General features: G+C 52.4%; 14 protein-coding genes, 1 tRNA gene and 1 pseudogene. 6 read left to right on the top strand and 10 right to left on the bottom strand.

The annotated features are described in order from the left end of the window. Positions 1-25: 25 nt before the first annotated feature. Positions 26-1,459: an NAD(P)-dependent oxidoreductase gene (locus ACR0CW_RS19550; protein WP_480789067.1), complete on the bottom strand. Its 1,434-nt coding sequence runs from the start codon at positions 1,457-1,459 to the stop codon at positions 26-28. Between the two features lie 231 nt (positions 1,460-1,690). Between ACR0CW_RS19550 and ACR0CW_RS19545 the strand changes: the two genes are divergently transcribed. Then, entirely contained in the window at positions 1,691-2,494 is an 804-nt protein-coding gene (locus ACR0CW_RS19545; RefSeq protein ID WP_480789090.1) for an undecaprenyl-diphosphate phosphatase, read from the top strand. Here ACR0CW_RS19545 and ACR0CW_RS19540 read toward each other — a convergent pair. Next, positions 2,485-3,477, bottom strand: a complete 993-nt coding sequence (locus tag ACR0CW_RS19540; protein WP_480789066.1) for a complex I NDUFA9 subunit family protein — start codon at positions 3,475-3,477, stop codon at positions 2,485-2,487. The two genes, ACR0CW_RS19545 and ACR0CW_RS19540, sit on opposite strands and share 10 nt — an antisense overlap. A gap of 210 nt (positions 3,478-3,687) precedes the next feature. Here ACR0CW_RS19540 and ACR0CW_RS19535 point away from each other — a divergent pair. Both ACR0CW_RS19535 and ACR0CW_RS19530 read left to right on the top strand, forming a co-directional pair. Beyond that, positions 3,688-3,774 (top strand) — tRNA-Leu (locus tag ACR0CW_RS19535). Positions 3,775-4,016: 242 nt separating this feature from the next. Next, positions 4,017-4,301 (top strand): hypothetical protein, encoded by a 285-nt coding sequence (locus ACR0CW_RS19530; protein WP_480789065.1) that lies wholly within the window; start codon positions 4,017-4,019, stop codon positions 4,299-4,301. A 27-nt stretch (positions 4,302-4,328) separates the two neighbouring features. Here the strand turns inward: ACR0CW_RS19530 and ACR0CW_RS19525 are convergent. From ACR0CW_RS19525 to ACR0CW_RS19505, 5 genes and pseudogenes are all read right to left on the bottom strand, one after another. Beyond that, a pseudogene (locus ACR0CW_RS19525) lies at positions 4,329-5,297 on the bottom strand (recombinase family protein); the annotation flags it as partial. A 442-nt stretch (positions 5,298-5,739) separates the two neighbouring features. Then, positions 5,740-6,099, bottom strand: a complete 360-nt coding sequence (locus tag ACR0CW_RS19520) for a hypothetical protein (protein ID WP_480789064.1) — start codon at positions 6,097-6,099, stop codon at positions 5,740-5,742. A 512-nt stretch (positions 6,100-6,611) separates the two neighbouring features. Continuing rightward, positions 6,612-8,270 carry a type IV secretory system conjugative DNA transfer family protein gene (locus ACR0CW_RS19515; RefSeq protein WP_480789063.1) on the bottom strand — a complete coding sequence of 553 codons (1,659 nt, stop codon included), beginning with the start codon at positions 8,268-8,270 and terminating at the stop codon, positions 6,612-6,614. Next, positions 8,270-8,563 carry a hypothetical protein gene (locus tag ACR0CW_RS19510; protein WP_480789062.1) on the bottom strand — a complete coding sequence of 98 codons (294 nt, stop codon included), beginning with the start codon at positions 8,561-8,563 and terminating at the stop codon, positions 8,270-8,272. The genes ACR0CW_RS19515 and ACR0CW_RS19510 overlap by 1 nt, the downstream gene beginning before the upstream one ends. Positions 8,564-8,781: 218 nt before the next feature. Beyond that, the gene (locus tag ACR0CW_RS19505) at positions 8,782-8,913 is read right to left on the bottom strand and encodes a hypothetical protein (RefSeq protein WP_480789061.1); all 132 of its coding nucleotides are present in this window, start codon (positions 8,911-8,913) and stop codon (positions 8,782-8,784) included. Between the two features lie 52 nt (positions 8,914-8,965). On the opposite strand from ACR0CW_RS19505, the gene ACR0CW_RS19500 reads away from it, so the two are divergent. Beyond that, entirely contained in the window at positions 8,966-9,697 is a 732-nt protein-coding gene (locus ACR0CW_RS19500; RefSeq protein ID WP_480789060.1) for a hypothetical protein, read from the top strand. 210 nt (positions 9,698-9,907) lie between these two features. Here the strand turns inward: ACR0CW_RS19500 and ACR0CW_RS19495 are convergent, their stop codons facing one another. The 3 genes from ACR0CW_RS19495 to ACR0CW_RS19485 are packed head-to-tail and all read right to left on the bottom strand — an operon-like array spanning position 9,908 to position 12,160. After that, on the bottom strand, positions 9,908-10,825 hold the full coding sequence (locus ACR0CW_RS19495; RefSeq protein ID WP_480789059.1) for a radical SAM protein: 918 nt from the start codon (positions 10,823-10,825) through the stop codon (positions 9,908-9,910). Continuing rightward, positions 10,822-11,811, bottom strand: a complete 990-nt coding sequence (locus tag ACR0CW_RS19490; protein WP_480789058.1) for a radical SAM protein — start codon at positions 11,809-11,811, stop codon at positions 10,822-10,824. Before ACR0CW_RS19490 ends, ACR0CW_RS19495 begins: the two co-directional genes overlap by 4 nt. A gap of 22 nt (positions 11,812-11,833) precedes the next feature. Beyond that, a complete protein-coding gene (locus ACR0CW_RS19485; RefSeq protein WP_480789057.1) occupies positions 11,834-12,160 on the bottom strand; it encodes a hypothetical protein in 327 nt (108 codons plus the stop codon). A 341-nt stretch (positions 12,161-12,501) separates the two neighbouring features. Here ACR0CW_RS19485 and ACR0CW_RS19480 point away from each other — a divergent pair, with 341 nt between their 5' ends. Both ACR0CW_RS19480 and ACR0CW_RS19475 read left to right on the top strand, forming a co-directional pair. Further along, on the top strand, positions 12,502-13,056 hold the full coding sequence (locus ACR0CW_RS19480; protein ID WP_480789056.1) for a hypothetical protein: 555 nt from the start codon (positions 12,502-12,504) through the stop codon (positions 13,054-13,056). Beyond that, on the top strand, positions 13,047-13,613 hold the full coding sequence (locus ACR0CW_RS19475) for a nucleoside/nucleotide kinase family protein (RefSeq protein WP_480789055.1): 567 nt from the start codon (positions 13,047-13,049) through the stop codon (positions 13,611-13,613). Before ACR0CW_RS19480 ends, ACR0CW_RS19475 begins: the two co-directional genes overlap by 10 nt. Positions 13,614-14,122 lie beyond the last annotated feature (509 nt).

The raw sequence follows: 14,122 nt of genomic DNA, 5'->3' as shown, positions 1-14,122 counted from the left end.
CTGTGTCGCCATGCTGGGTTGAAGATTATTCAGCTGCTACGGCAGCCTTGCTGTTGAACCGGTCGATGATTGCATCTGCGCAATCGCGCCCGTCACGGATCGCCCACACCACCAGAGAGGCACCGCGTACGATGTCACCGATTGCATAGACGCCATCCATCTCGGTCTCACCGGTTTGGAACGCGGCTTTGACGGTGCCCCAGCGAGTGACAGGCAGGTCAGGTTGACCGAACAACGCAGGCAGGTCTTCGGGTTCGAAACCCAGTGCCTTGATCACCAGATCGGCCTCTTCGACATAATCCGCACCTTCGATCACTTCGGGTGCCTGGCGACCCGACGCATCGGGTTGACCCAGGCGCATCTTCTGCACCATCACACCGGACACTTTTTCATCACCGGTAAAGCCCTTGGGTGCGCTTAGCCACTCAAACACAACGCCTTCTTCCTCGGCATTCTGTGTTTCACGCTGCGAGCCAGGCATGTTGGCCTTGTCACGGCGATACAGACATTTGACCGAGGTAGCACCCTGACGGATCGAGGTTCGTACACAGTCCATCGCAGTGTCGCCACCACCGATGACGACCACTTTTTTACCTTCGGCATTCAGGCGGCCATTATCGAAATCCTCAACCGCGTCACCAAAGCTTTTGCGGTTCGAAGCGGTCAGGAAGTCGATGGCTTTCTCGATTCCGGCCAGACCGCTGCCTGGCATGGTCAGATCGCGGGATTTGTATACGCCGGTTGCGATGATAACCGCGTCGTGCTTGGCGCGGATTTCCTCGAACTTGGCAGCATCCACATCGCAGTTCAACGCGAACTCAACTCCGCCGTCAGCGAGCAAATCGTTCCGGCGCTGCACGATGTCTTTCTCAAGCTTGAAACCGGGGATGCCATACATCAGCAGACCGCCCGCGCGGTCATAGCGGTCATAGACCGTTACCTGAATTCCTGCACGGCGCAGCATGTCAGCTGCCGCCAGACCGCCGGGTCCTCCACCAATGATGCCGACGCTTTCAGATCGCTCGCTATTGGGAACTGCGGGTTGAACCCAGCCCTTATCCCACGCGGTATCGGTAATGTACTTTTCGATCGTTCCGATGGTGACCGTGCCATGGCCTGACTGTTCGATCACGCAATTGCCTTCACACAAGCGGTCCTGCGGGCAGATGCGGCCGCAGATTTCGGGGAAGGTATTGGTGGCCTGGCTTGTCTGATAGGCCTCTTCCAAACGCCCGGTTGCTGTCAGATTCAGCCAATCCGGGATGTTGTTGTGCAGCGGGCAATGCGACTGACAGTATGGCACACCACACTGGCTGCACCGGCTGGCCTGCTCAGCAGCTTTTTCAGCTGCGAACTCTGCATAGATCTCGTCAAAGTCTTCTTTGCGGTCATTAGCGGCACGCTTTTCCGGCATGACGCGGTCGATCTGCACAAATTTCAGCATCGGTTGCTTGGCCACGGGTCAGACTCCATGAATTGGCTTGGTCGGAACTCTTTACGGGATGGTATTTCAGATGAAAAGTCAATTGTACTGACCTATTTTGGAAAAAAATGTACTCAAAACCCAAATCCGCGAAATTTATTGCAATTTTTAGTTCCGATGCGGACCTATTTGTTCACTTTCTTTTCCAACACCACAGTAATACCCATTGAACGCAAACAACGCGTGATGGCAGCACGGGCAGAGCAGATGAGTCTTCTTCAGTTGATTCTAGTGGCGGTAATTCAGGGTATCACCGAATTCCTGCCGATATCATCTTCCGGGCATCTGATCCTGCTGCCCAGTCTGACAGGTATGGATGATCAGGGGTTGGCGATCGATGTGGCCGTGCATGTCGGAACGTTGGGAGCAGTGATCCTGTATTTCTGGGCTGACGTGAAGCAGGCCTTGGCGGGTCTGCCGCGTGCCCTGACCGGGCATATTGATACACCGCAGTCTCGTCTGGCCTTTGGGTTGATCATTGCCACCATCCCAACCGTCATCGTGGGGGCGATTCTGCATCTGACAGGCCTCAGCAGCGCAATGCGTTCTGTGGCTGTGATCGGTTGGACAATGTTGGGATTTGGTCTGTTGCTGTATTGGATGGATCAAAAAGGTGCTCAAACCAAACATGCCGCCGACTGGGGTGTTCGTGACGCTTTGATCATGGGGTTTTGGCAGGTGCTGGCCCTGATCCCGGGTACATCCCGTTCCGGCATCACGATCACCGGCGCGCGACAGCTGGGATATTCAAGAGAAGACGGTGCACGGATCGCGATGCTGATGTCGATTCCGACAATCATCGCATCCGGGGTCCTGTTGTCGGTGGATGTAATCAAGCAGGCTGATGCTCAGCTTGCCAGAGATGGTGCAATCGCTGCTGTGTTCGCCTTTTTCTCGGCATTGCTGGCGCTTAGCCTGATGATGCGCCTGCTGCGCAGCATCAGCTTTACGCCATACGTGATCTACCGCGTCATTTTGGGTGTAGTGCTGCTGTTCGTCGCCTACAGCTGATCAGTCCGCAGGTTCTTAGCCGAGTTCTGAATGTCATCATACTGACCCGAGGGGCGGAATTTCCACAGGTATTCGGGCAGGATCGATTCCAGGGCCGCGGGTTCAATGCCCAAATCCGTAAAAGTCTTGGCACTATCTGACACAACATTGTCCTGGCGCAGGTTTTTCACCTGATCACGGGTCAGGATATGGTTCGGAAACAGCTGGAAGCTTACGAATTTGATGATGTCCAGAACGCCCGCCATGATCCGCGCTGCCAAGAAGGGCATACCGATAATGATCCGGCGTCGATGAATGACCTCAAGCATCTGCTGCATCAAAGTGCGGAAGCTTTTGACCTCGGGGCCGCCAAGCTCGTAAACGCCGGGTTGCGCATGACCCAGAACGCCCTGAACGGCAGCCTGCGCAACATCGTCGACATAAACCGGCTGAAAGCGCGTATCAGCACCAACCAAAGGCAGGAATGGCGACATACGTGTCATCCCGGCAAACCGGTTGAAGAACTGATCTTCGGTACCAAAAATGACCGAGGGGCGCAGAATGACGGCATCCGGCATATGCGTCAGAACGCCCGCTTCGCCATGAGCTTTGGTCCGGGAATACTCGCTGTCTGATTCTGCATCTGCCCCGATGGCAGAGATATGAACCATACGTGTAATTCCCTGCTCGGCCGCAAGGCGCGCGATCCGTTCAGCGCCCTCGGCCTGCACTGCGCTGAATTCGTTTTTGCCAAGCTCATTGAGGACACCAACGCAGTTAACCACCGCATCTGCCCCATGCATCGCCATGGCAACCGAAGCATCGTTGCGAATGTTGCACAGGATCGGCTCGACCTGGCCAACAACACCGTAGGTTTTGACAAACATTGCTTCGTTCGGACGCCGTACGGCAACCCGAACACGCCAGCCTTCGCTTGCCAGTCGCCGAGTGATGTAGCGACCGACAAAACCCGATCCACCGTAAATCGTAACCATTTTGGTCATGGGCTGGCTCCTGAAACATGGCTGCAAAAATATCTAGCGCTCGAATGCACCTCAAACAAGGCGCAATAACGCCGCGACGTTATGAAAAACGGGGGCTTAGCAGTGCAGTGTCAGGCAGTGTCGAAGACGCTATAAAAAATCTTTCAAAAAACTATCCGAATCCTGTTGACGCTCCCGGCGACTAGGCTTAAACGCCCCCTCACGACACCTGCCCAGGTGGCGGAATTGGTAGACGCGCTAGCTTCAGGTGCTAGTGTCCGTATGGACGTGGAGGTTCGAGTCCTCTCCTGGGCACCAAAACAGACTCCTTGGGTGCAAAGCATCCCTAACGCTTTGAACGGAAATGATATTTCGGCGGTTCTAGCACCCTCTTTTCGGCAGTATTGAATACGCTCTGCAAAGGCCAGTTTCAGGATCAGTCGGCGCAACCCTATGTGCCCACTTTCCCATATTTTCCAAGGGTTTGAGAGGAATATCAGGGCCGGTTCTAGTTTTTCCTCAAACGTCCCAACCGGCTCAGCTTCTTCTGACATCTGCTCATGCAAGAGTGCCTTCTGGCGATTGAGTGCACCAATCCGGTCTTCGTAGGCCTGAATCACCGCATCATTGCCGGACTTAACGATACGCTGGAGCAGCGCATCCGTTTCCGTCTCAATGCCCGCGATTTCCTGTTTGGCGGCGTGGCGACGGTCCTTGGCCAACTCGCATCGCTGATGCCATGCCCGCGCAAATACCCTTTTACTGGCTGCAAACAGCTTGTGGCGGGGCTGGAGTTGCCGCACGAGATTACCAACGCCGTCTTCCACCTGAGCGCGTGGGATTGACTTGCCATAGCTCTCGCAGGACTTCGTCTGGCAGAGATAGTAAGGGTAGTGTTTTGTGCGCCCCTTGGTCCAGCAGGAACGCAGAGGCGCGTTGCAGTCAGCACAGACAACAAATCCACGCAGAGCAAAATCATCGCCGATGTTCTTGCGCAATGGAGCTTTTGCCGTACCTTCGCGGCGTCTTTGTACAGTTTCGAATGTGCTAACAGAGATCAGGGGATCATGATGGCCTTTGAGCCAATTAAGCTTGTAGTTCTCTGAACAGATGTAACCTGTATAAATGGGCTGGGTCAGAATATCCGTGACCCGCTGTTGCGTGATTTTGCCTGCTTTGTTGCGCGGGAATTCCGGGAAGCTTTCAAAGAAGCGTTTGATCTCCGCCTGGCTTTGGAATTCACCTGAGGCATAGCCCTCTAGCGCCTCACGGACAATTCTGTCGAACGGCGCATGCGGCACCAGCATCTTGCCCCGGCCTTTGACCGTCTCGTAGCGGTAACCGATGGGAGCTGTATGGACCCAGTAGCCGTTTTCCATGCGGGCTTTCATCTTTTGAGCCACCTGACGCCCATTCTGTTTGCGCTCCAGCGCTCCTTGTGCGGCCATGATGGTTTCAATGAACTCGCCTTCGGGAGTTTCATCGAACTTGAAGTTCAGACATTCGATCCGGGCACCGCGCAGGCGAAAGGCTTCGCGCAGATCGAGATGGAACCGCGTGTCACGGGCAAAGCGCTTGAGATCGTCGAAGATGACAGTGAAGCGTTCATCAGGCTGGGCGTCGAGGAAGCTCAACAAAGCCACCATGCCGGGACGTCGCATGAAGTCACCGCCGCCCGTTATGGTGTCCGGAAAGACCGCCGCGACCTCATAGCCCTTGCTGTCTGCATATTGGCGGCAGCGGGTTTCCTGAGACTCAAGGCCGTGGCCCTCGTCCTCCTGAGATCGGGACGATACACGGCAATAAATGACGGATTTTGTGCGGGTGTTTTCTTCGTTCATCGTTGCTCCTTATTCTTGGTTTTATTGTTGAATTCAGGTGCAACTGTTTCATGCGCTGTATCTTCAAGGATGAGAGATGATAACACATCGTCCATGCCGATGTCGCTATTGGGGGAGAGTTTGTCCCCAGATTTGATGCTGAAGCCGATATCGGCAAAGGCTTTCATGATCTGCCAAAGCGTCATCAGAAATTCGGCTTTCTGAGACTCGCTAAGAGGTTCGTCTTCGAACAGATCGCCAAACTCTTCCAGCAGGCGTGCCTTTTCATCGGGCGGATCGGTGTTTGAGGTGAGTGGTAAGCTGATGCGGGGCTGATTGGTCATGTTTTGGGTCCTTCTTATCTTGGTGTTTCGATTTTCCCTCTATTCCTGCACTGCCCTTTTGGTGACGACTGGAGGGGCGCGGCTTTCCAACGGCCAAGCGCCCGTCCAGGCCTTCTGATTTACCGATCCATCGACGGGCCTTCGCGTCCGGCAAATCGATCTGCTGATGCGGTGCGTGGACGATGCGGGCGTTCCTCATGCGTCGGTGTCTCCCGCTCGGCATTTCGCTCCAGATTGTGCTCCCGGCGGATGTCGCGGATCAGGCTGTGGGATTCACGGGCCAGTTCTGCGATCCGCAGAAGCTCTCCTGCTGAGAACGAACTGGTTTCCTGAAGCTGGCCGTCCTTGTCCTGATAGACCTTTGCCAGTTTGACAGTGTGGTAGATGCCTTTGTCACCGTCGTTTTCCCAGACCGTCGCTTTGAGCCGTCCATCTCGGAGGGTTTCAACGGGTTGATTGGACGTGTTTTCGTGTTCCATGATGTGTCTCCTTTCTCATGGTGGGGGTTTGGTTTTCAGATGTGTTTTTCGTGCCGCTGCGGAGTGACCTGATTGCCTGCATCGCAAAAGAACGAAGGCCGAACATACCATAGGACTGTTTTCCTTTGCAACCATAAATTGTTTATTGTCAGTCAGTTAGAGATGCCTGCTTTGCCGCCGCGCCTTGGTTTGTGCGGGTTGCGGGTGGTCGGGCCGGTTGCGTTTTTTTCGGAACCAATCCTCCTCAAAGAGCTTGCGGCTGGGTGGCCCGAAAGATGGTCGCGGGTCTGGCAGTGTGTGCCTCAGCGTCTTCGGCGAGCGGCCATCCCCTTGTCCCATCTCTTCAAACCGAACGGGTGTCGCGCGTGGTTGTTCTTGGCCCGCCCGTGCTTCTTGGAAGTCATCTCTCGACAAACCCGCATCTCGGTAGAAGCCGGGCGTGACAGATGGCAATTCGCCTCTTCGTAGGTAAGCAAAGGACAAAGCCGTTGGATTGAACTTGGGATGCTGGCTCATGGCTTGAACCCATCCACATAGGTGCACACCCCTTCTGCATATTGCGGCAGGTGCGCATACTGGTCGGGAACGGGTTCGGTGATGATCCTGCGGCGGCGTTTTCCAAGCGGTGTTTGGATTTCAACGCTATCCAGTGGCAGGTGACATGGGTTCGGCTGAAAGCGGCCCGCCATCCACTGCAACAACCAGTAGGCGATGCGGTCAGCAATTAAACAGCGCGTTAGACCGTCAACACGGATGTAGATTGAATTTTGCTCAGCTCTCAGAACCTCATCTGGCGTCTGCATCTTTCGCCCCAGGAGGCGTTTGTGACGCGTCTCCGTCGATATCTGCATCAACTTCCGTGCGAGTTGGAACGGATCAGCACCGCTCATCACGCCTGAGATCAGGGTGTCTCGTTTCATTCTGGCCCGGCTTTGCGTCAGTTGGTCATCCAACCAGAGCGTCTGGGTTCCCAGCACATCGGATACGATCCTGGCGGAGTCGAGGTCGCGGATTGCAAAATACATCTGCAAGCTTGCGCTCGACATCATAAGTTGCCCGGCATCCGGACCAAGCGCATCCATCTGTTTGAAGGACTGGAACACAGCAAATGGCTGAATCCCGATCCCGGCCCCGTAGGTAAACATCTTCGGGATCATCGGAAACTTTCCAAACTGGCCGCATTCATCCAGCAGCCAGAGCTGGCGCGGAGCTTGTGGCTTGCGGGACTTCTCAATCATGCAGGCCGTGAAGATGGAGCGTAGAACAGGCCCCCAGAGTTCCAACATCTCAGGTGGCACCATCAGGTAAAGCTGAGTACGGGCGTCCGCTTTGCAAAGATCGCTCAGTTCAAAGTCAAAAGGGCCGGAGACCGCCTTTGAAAGCAACGGATCAGAGAGACAGGCAACGGATTTCTGAAGCTCTCCGATGATGCCCTGAAACCCACCGCTGCGATCTTCGCGCATGGCGGCAATCTCTTCCTCTACATCGAAAGACAGTTGAATGTCCGAACTGTGCATCTCATAGGCGAAGTCGATCCAGAACTGGCCACCTCCAGAGAGCAGGTTCACGACGCGGTAGAATTCGGAGAGCAGCAGAACGCGGTCGCGTTTGATGAGTGTCAGGCAGATCGCTTCGGCCCAACGGCGGGCATTCAGTTCAAAATATTCCGCATTGGGCGCACCGCTTTTGGCAATCCAGTTTTCAAGGAACAGCTTGAGATCGGGGATCAGCGTGGGCGATTGCCAATGCAGATAAGCCACCGGATTGATCCTATGGCTGGGCATACCGTGCAGGCCATAGGGGTTCAGGGTAACGACTTGTTTCGCTGTGCCATCATCAAGGATTTGATCCCGACTGATAGCCGCCAACTCGCCCTTGGGGTCAAGAATAACAAGGTTACGCCCGTCGCAGGTGCCCTTGCAGATTGTAACGGCAATAATGTCCCGCAGCTTGCCCGAGCGCGCACCCGCCACGAGCAACACCCCGCCTTCGCCGTGATACCAGAGGGACCGCCCGTGGAACTCACCGCAATAAATGGCGGTATCGGTTCTGCGGAACATGCCCGCTTTACGGATATCGGCAAAGGATGCTTCGTAGGACGTGCCAAACGGGTTGCGTTCGTTTTCCCGGTTGTCGGAATTGCGTCTGCGTTTTCGGAACGGGAAGGCCATCAGAACTTCCCGCCGGAGAACAGAAAGGCGAAGAGCAGACCGAGGAAAGACATCAGCCCCAGCAACACGGCCCGCACACCGCTGAAGATCAGGACGGCAAGCATGGCAATCCAGGCAAGGGTGACGATGCTTAGAAACTCTTCGTCAAAGGAATAATAGGTGGCGACGCCCAACACCCAGTCGATGCTTCGGGCGTAGCTTGATGGCAGCATTGCAAAGGCGGAAAGCGCGGATATCACCCATGTGATGGACCCGAAGGATCGGGTAAATAGCGTATCGCTCTGGCTTTTCATAGCAGGTCTCCGAGAAAGTAAGACAAGCCGATCCCGCGCCCTGAGATCGAACCCAGGATCAGCAAGGGGTGACTGTCACCCTGTCTGATTGGGGGATGGCTAGGTTGGGCGGCGCGTATAACGCCGATCCGTCCGACGTCCTGTGCGCCTGCCGCAAGAGCAGCCACCGGTCTTGGTGGGAAGGCACATGCGGCAGGGGGGTGATGGGCGAAACGCCATCATTTCTGGCCGTGACGATAGCCGGAGGTGAAGTCCTGCCGTGTCTGGTAGGACGTGCCGGACATCTTCGGCAGTGGCTTGTTCGATTGCGCCAGTTTCACCCCGGAATTGAAGGTCGTGGTCTTGGACATAGTGTATCTCCTTTCGAGTTGGATTCAGGCTGCTTCTGCTGCCTTGATCCCAATGAAACACACCTTCCCTCGATCCCGATGGGTAGGACCGGGTAGCTACCGGGTAGTCGCGCTACCTTATGAAAATAAAGAAAAATTTGCGCGGGCTATCCTGTTTTTGATAGTGTGCATGATGGTCGATTGGAGCAAGCCATTAGTAAGAAGGATAATAACTGACGTACCGGGACAGATCACGCGGGAGACGCGCACGCAGTGCGGCAAATTACAAGGCCTCCACGAAGACCCGGCCATTGTCACGAGAGATACCGAGACGGACAGAGTCATAGAGATTCAGCGGCGAAACCTCGGCATGCTGGAAGGCTGCGATGATCAGCCTGCTATCGTGAGGTATGACCGGGAAACCGGACAGATTCTGGAAGAAGCCTTCTACCACATGGATCAAAAAAGCCGCGCCTGTGAACGTTGGGCGGGTGAAGAAAAGCCGTCTCGTATTTTCTATTCAAGCACGACCGGAGACGTCATCGGCGAAGAGTGGTACTTTTGTGATGTTCAAAGCAGGTCATTCGAGTTGCCATCAACCTGGATGATGGACGAAGAAACCGGCATCATCACGCGCGAGGAGTATTGGTATCGAGGTGGGCAGCATCGTCTTGACGGACCAGCGCTGATTGTCAGAGATAGGGAAGCTGGAGAGATCGTCGAATGCGAATGGCATATCGACGGCGTGCAGATCGTTGATCAGGACGAGGAAAATCTTGAACCCTTTGTTCCAGACCTAGGCTAGTCGTTGAAAGCTAAGTCATGAGCAAGTATTCAAAGTCCAACCTCGCCTCTAGCACAGGAGATAAAGAGACCAAGGAGCCGAACACCTGACGACTAGGCGGAGAAGCTCCTACTACTTGCAACAACAGGAAGTCGACAACCTGCTGCCAATCTTAAAATAGCAACTTCCTGGCGAGCCGCCTTATCCCAGACATGCAGCTAGTCGCCACGGCTATCTTGAGTTTCGTAGGCCTACTCGATCACTCAAAGCAGCGTTATTTTCTACTCTGTTACTCCATCTTGTCTCCATCAGTTCCTCAAACTCATTCGCCCAATCTCGAGCTTCAAATAGGTCTCGCCCCTCACACGTTCGACCGTTTGGATAAATTCTCAGCTTCGTACATTCCTTGACCTTACACACATGAGAGTTGGGCCTTTGGGCGATTCCGACGATATTGTTCGACGGCGATACAGCATAATATTCCACTCCTGGATTTGTGGTATTCACATCTCTTGCAACGCTCAAGCTGCCAATATCAAGGAGTCGTTCTTTAATTTCAGTTGCTGGCACATGGAGTTGTTCCCATTCAGCCTTTGATCCTGCCTCCCACATTTCATGCAGTTTCAATATTGCGTTATTCCCGACACTTGTTTGGAAATCTAAGAAATCTGCGATTTCATGCAAATTGCTTCTCATTACAACCATGTTGATCTTAACAAGCTCTAACGCATCGCAGCAGCGGCGAATACACTGCATAACTTCCTGGAGCTTATCAGTCTTTGTAATATCTCTAAAGTTATCTTCGCAAAGAGAATCGATGCTTATGTTCGCCCGAGTGAGGCCATTTTCAATCAACCCATTAAGGTAACGGTTTAGTAAGAACCCATTACTAGTAATACCCTGCTCACGGAAGTTAAGCTCACGGGCAAGCTTGGACGCTTCAATAATGGGTCCAAGTGTTGGCTCGCCACCAGTCCAGAGAACCTTTTCTATTCCCTTTGAGCGAGCTGACACTAGTATCTTCTCGATTGTATCAAGGTTCATTCTACTATTTGATTCAGCAAGTATCTGAGGAAGCTGAATGCAGTAATAACACCGAAAATTGCATCTATCGGTTAACGATATCTTCACTGCCCATTTCTTGCTCATTTTATGTCAACCCCAATTTGATCACCGCTTTCAAAAACGATATCCACTTCGTGTTCTTCTGATACATCCCCCCAGCGCCAAAAACCTTTTGCATCAGATAAGTGACGCCTGTTCGGTCTCACGGTATCCAGCTCTTCTCGAACTTGCATCAACTTGGTCAAAGCGACTGATCTGTCGTCCCCGCTGAGTCCAGAAAGCTGAATACCTTCAGCGTTTATGCATACACCGGCGTGACCATATGGGCTAATTCGGATTTTTCGACAGCCACCGCATGGATAGCCTCGGCTTACATTCGGAATTACCCCGTACCGTGCCTTTGTTCCCTCGACCGTGTAGTAGAAACAGTTTGGGTTTTCCCCTTCAACATTAATAGCTTTTGAAGCGCCAATCCGTTGGATGCGCTTTTCCACTTCTGAAATTGGAACAAACGAGCTCTGTAGGTTGCTCTTAAAAAACACCGGCTGATTAGATTGGAGTTCGATGAAGCGAACGATTACTTTGCCATTGTTATCATCTGACAGTCGGATAAAATCTTCTACTTCATCAACATTAGAAGACAGGAGCACAACATTTAATTTGACAGCCCCAAACAAATCTACCGCACGTTGAACGGCCTCAAGGACAGAGGAAAGGCCATCGACGCCCGTTATTTTTTGGTTCTTCGATGAATCTAGGGAATCTAGGCTCAGATTCACTCTCGACAGCCCTGCCGACTTCAATCGTTGTGCTAGTTTTTGGAACAGCAAGCCATTTGATGTTATAACTTGCTCGGTAAACCCCAGTTCACGGGCAATTGTGACCAGTTCAACGAGGCTCTTGCGAAGGGTTGGTTCACCTCCGCTGTAGTGGACCCTCCGAATACCGACGTTGCTCGCCGCTCTTAGTGTATCGACAGCCTCCTTGTCCGAAAGCTTCTCCGCTCTTTCGTAGATCGCTTCGGGATTGCAATAGGTACAACGCAGATTGCAATGCGACACCAAGAACATTCGCAAATGGTACGCGTTTGCGTCAGCTTCCGTGAGCATTGATAGCCTCTGTTACATAACGATAGGCGTCGCTCAATTCGGGTATCGAAAGGGTGCCCACTGCACTATCAACAACAGACAGGACATCCTCTGCAGATGCACCAGAGTCGAGGCACTTCCGCACATCAGACTGGATCACGCCGGGATGCTTTGTTCCGACAGAAATCCCAAGTTTGATCAAGTTCATGATCTCTTCTGGAAGCGAACTGCGCGCTCTGAGTTCTTTTTGCATCTGTTGGCATGGGGCATAAATGCCATTAAACCTCAACTTAAACTCTTCAAATGACTCAATGCGTTCTGCGTAGTCCATTTTCAATCTCCATCGTAGCTGGACAAGCGCAAGTTCTTTGCGCTCTTGCGGCTAAGGAAATGGGACACTTTTGGCGTGTGACTTGTCAAGCTTCGTCAATCAATAGGCATGTTTCGAAACTGGTCGTCTTTGTGTATCGTGGAAGTCGCACAAAGAGGTGTTCAGATTGTCGTCGATGCACTAGTGTCTGATGGGACACAATTAGCGCAACTGAGTCGCATTCTGTTCGAGGGCCGAAGAAGCTTATTCATCTGCACAAATCTGTATGCCTTCGTTGGCTCTGGCTGTGGTTTGTCGTTAAATCCGTTTGACACGGTCTTGTTTTGTGAGGACCAAAACCCTTGAGCGATGATATCCGATATGTTTCGAAGGGTGTTGTTGATCAACGTGTGCTATCGGCATGCTTGAAAGAGCTTGCGAATAGCAAGCGTCTCAACGAGAAAAGTCTGTCGGCAAGACTCAAAAAGTATCGAGGCGCTGGTTCAGGAGGTGAACTAGTCGATCTCGGATATGACAAAGCCACGAAGTTCTTGTCGATGGCGCAGCTCTCCATTGAAGAAGTGGAGAGTATTTACCCTGAGATTGTTAACCTGGAAGTTAGCTCACCGCAGTATGAGCTTATGGTTCAGTACCCTGGGCAAATGCTACCAATCCACATAGATGGCTACAGGTCCTATCGTCGCAACAACAACACTGCTGATAAACCGATTGTTAGGTTCCTTGTCGCTTTGAATGATTGGTCGCCGGGGCATCATTTCTTTGTTGGTGGTAGTGTTTGGCACGCATGGCGGTCGGGAGATGTCATCACTTGGAAATGCGGCGAAGAGCACGGTAGCGCCAACTGCGGAAGAACTCCAAAGATAACCCTTTCTGTCACCGGTATAGCATGTACATAGCGATTGATGGCCCAAACTTCGCCGGAAAGACAACTGCAGCTTTAGGACTACGCGATTTCTTTAACGGCAAAGGTCAAGAAGCGGTTATTGTCAATGGGGTCAGAAATGACACACCGCTGGGTGCTTTGATCCATAGAGAAGATCGCCTGTATAAGGAGTACCCAATTGTCAACGCTCTTCTCATAGCTGCTGAGAAGTATGATACGTATCACCGAAAGATTGTCCCTCTGTTGGATTCTGGCGCTAACGTAATTTCAGATAGATATTTGTTGAGCTGTGTTGCGTATTCCTTTCTTTATGATCTCGACCCCGGGTTCGTTATTGACCTGTATAAGAGTATTCCACTGGCTGATCTTCAAGTTTACATGCGTACGGACGTTGAAACTCTAAATGCTAGGATGGAAAAGAGGCCGCAACTTTCTTTTACTGAAAGCGCTTTTTCGCGAGAAGATGAATTGGCCGCTTTTAATTCAGCTCTTGAGCTAGTCCGGTCTGGTGGACATAGGATTGTCGAGGTAAGTTGCGCCGCCGAGATTCTGGAGCTATTGGATCGGTAGCCTACCGTTAGGAGTCATCTCCCTGATTTCTAAACACATTTATCCTTGCGAAGAATGTTACGCTTCCTCATTTGAGTTTACTTTATGCAAATTGCATTTTGGCGCTCTTGTAGAGCAGATTGAAATCCTATTGTCTGCCTACGCGGTCTTTTATGCATTGACCTTGGTACAGTCACTTGGAAGTAAACGCCGGTTCGCATGCGTTGTACCAGCGCCTAACTGCGGCTGCTCTGGCGCCTCTGGATACGGTTTAGAGGCTTCTTTTCAGCATTAGCCGACATGTTTTGCGAAAGCGAAGCTCAACAATCCAATGCCAGAAAAGTCTAGTGGGCTTGTGTTGGTAAAAGTTTATCCCCGAGGCTAGGAAAATTCTGAAAACTGAGATTTGATGGCCAGCCAGTGGCGTATTGACTAGGTACCGTTCGCCGAACAGGATGATGGGAGTGCAAGGCCCTTTACCTCCATTTTTTGAGTGACTTCAGATAATTGCCGACAGACACGTTTCATAA

The sequence above is a fragment of the Ruegeria sp. CH6 genome, assembly GCF_056537005.1.
This window is presented reverse-complemented; position numbering and strand designations above follow the sequence as displayed.

Bases quoted from the DNA above. Each gene is read 5' to 3' on its own strand.
- ACR0CW_RS19545 (WP_480789090.1), top strand. From the start codon at position 1,691: ATGAGTCTTCTTCAGTTGATTCTAGTGGCGGTAATTCAGGGTATCACC.
- ACR0CW_RS19540 (WP_480789066.1), bottom strand. From the start codon at position 3,477: ATGACCAAAATGGTTACGATTTACGGTGGATCGGGTTTTGTCGGTCGC.
- ACR0CW_RS19530 (WP_480789065.1), top strand. From the start codon at position 4,017: ATGCAAGAGTGCCTTCTGGCGATTGAGTGCACCAATCCGGTCTTCGTA.
- ACR0CW_RS19520 (WP_480789064.1), bottom strand. From the start codon at position 6,099: ATGGAACACGAAAACACGTCCAATCAACCCGTTGAAACCCTCCGAGAT.
- ACR0CW_RS19515 (WP_480789063.1), bottom strand. From the start codon at position 8,270: ATGGCCTTCCCGTTCCGAAAACGCAGACGCAATTCCGACAACCGGGAA.
- ACR0CW_RS19510 (WP_480789062.1), bottom strand. From the start codon at position 8,563: ATGAAAAGCCAGAGCGATACGCTATTTACCCGATCCTTCGGGTCCATC.
- ACR0CW_RS19505 (WP_480789061.1), bottom strand. From the start codon at position 8,913: ATGTCCAAGACCACGACCTTCAATTCCGGGGTGAAACTGGCGCAATCG.
- ACR0CW_RS19500 (WP_480789060.1), top strand. From the start codon at position 8,966: ATGAAACACACCTTCCCTCGATCCCGATGGGTAGGACCGGGTAGCTAC.
- ACR0CW_RS19495 (WP_480789059.1), bottom strand. From the start codon at position 10,825: ATGAGCAAGAAATGGGCAGTGAAGATATCGTTAACCGATAGATGCAAT.
- ACR0CW_RS19490 (WP_480789058.1), bottom strand. From the start codon at position 11,811: ATGTTCTTGGTGTCGCATTGCAATCTGCGTTGTACCTATTGCAATCCC.
- ACR0CW_RS19485 (WP_480789057.1), bottom strand. From the start codon at position 12,160: ATGGACTACGCAGAACGCATTGAGTCATTTGAAGAGTTTAAGTTGAGG.
- ACR0CW_RS19475 (WP_480789055.1), top strand. From the start codon at position 13,047: ATGTACATAGCGATTGATGGCCCAAACTTCGCCGGAAAGACAACTGCA.